Source organism: Nostoc sp. WHI (assembly GCF_015714725.1).
In the GTDB taxonomy this organism is placed as follows: Bacteria; Cyanobacteriota; Cyanobacteriia; order Cyanobacteriales; family Nostocaceae; genus Nostoc.
On the sequence record NZ_WBKM01000230.1, the window covers coordinates 1 to 1367 of the forward strand.

At 45.5% G+C, this 1367-nt stretch carries 2 protein-coding genes; both read right to left on the reverse strand.

What is annotated here, in order from left to right:
- Positions 1-103: 103 nt before the first annotated feature.
- Entirely contained in the window at positions 104-946 is an 843-nt protein-coding gene (locus tag F8S12_RS23100) for a M56 family metallopeptidase (protein ID WP_196518660.1), read from the reverse strand.
- Positions 946-1365, reverse strand: a complete 420-nt coding sequence (locus F8S12_RS23105; protein WP_196518659.1) for a BlaI/MecI/CopY family transcriptional regulator — start codon at positions 1363-1365, stop codon at positions 946-948. Before F8S12_RS23105 ends, F8S12_RS23100 begins: the two co-directional genes overlap by 1 nt.
- Positions 1366-1367 lie beyond the last annotated feature (2 nt).

Genomic DNA, 1367 nt, shown 5'->3' on the forward strand with positions numbered 1-1367 from the left:
TGCATCGACGTGCACCTTAGATGCATCGACGTGCACCTTTGATGCATCGACGTGCACCTTAGTCAGTTCTGAATTTTGGCTTCTGAATTGTGTTTTATTAAACTTAGCTATGAAATATCACAGCCACTAGAGGCAAAAACGCTAACAGAAAGCCATGCCAGGATTGCAATTGAGCTTCTGGAGTTGGTTCTGGTGGTGCTAATAGGGCTTCGATTCTTTGCTCTAAACGCTCGCCTGCACTAGATGAACCCAATGCAGCACAGCAAATCTCTGATAACACAGGGCTGCTACTGACTACTAATAACAGTGATTCTGCTAACACCAGAGGGTCTACCTGCAATGCAGCATAACCATCAGCACGGAGTTCGCGCAATACTAACAGTTCTTCCCATAAAGGCTCTGTATTTGGCAACCAGGCAGTACAGAAACGCACCCAACCCAGCCAAAAAAACCAGAATGTATCCCTGTAATAGTGATGCCCTTGCTCATGGGCTAAGACGCTTTCTAAATGAACAGGTGAGAGAGTTTGCACTAATCCTTGACTAACTACTAATTCTGGTTGCCAAAAACCAATTTGACCTGCAAACAGCGCCCCCGTTTGCAATAGCCTTGCTCGTCTATCTCCCACATCCACCAAAAGACAGTTACGGGCAGATTCTACAGATTGCCAACCTTGAAAGGCAAGTTTGATGCATGAAATGGCAACAAATGCCAAATAAATTAATGCTAGTAAATAGCTGATTGAGCCTGTGTACATTCCGCCCATTTGTCCTTGTGGACTCATAAACAGCAGAGCGATCGCTGTCATGAAAATTAACAGGGGCGGAAAGAGAAACAAAAATAGCGATCGCCTCCACCGCAGACTCCAACTACCTTGGGGTTTTCTCCAGGAGGCTCTTAAGCACCAGGCAATTGTCAAAGTAATCAAAATCATTATAAAATGCATCATTCTTCCTCTCTGGCTTGGCGTGCAGATTGAATGCGTTTAGCGATCGCTGCTATTTGCTCACTAGCTGCTTCATCCAGACTATCGGCGAAGGCTGCCACAACATCAGGATTGCCCACCGCGAGAAATCGCTGTAACTGCTCGTGTGCTTTGATGATATCTGCTTGTTGCTTGCTTAACAATGGTTGCCAATAAAATGCTCGCTCTTTCTTGTTGCAGGACAGCCAACCTTTATCAGTAAGGCGACGTAAGACAGTGGTGACAGAAGTATAAGCTAATTCGCGGTTAGGATCAGCCAGAATGCGATCGTGTACATCCTTGACTGTGGCTGAACCAAGTTCCCAGATAATATTTAAAATTTCCGCTTCTAAGGGGCCTACAGATAGTTGTTTAGGGCGGTAGTCGGGTAAAGGTGCCATAG

Excerpts from the sequence above, each read along its gene's own strand:
- F8S12_RS23100 (WP_196518660.1), bottom strand. The coding sequence starts at position 946 with ATGCATTTTATAATGATTTTGATTACTTTGACAATTGCCTGGTGCTTA.
- F8S12_RS23105 (WP_196518659.1), bottom strand. The coding sequence starts at position 1,365 with ATGGCACCTTTACCCGACTACCGCCCTAAACAACTATCTGTAGGCCCC.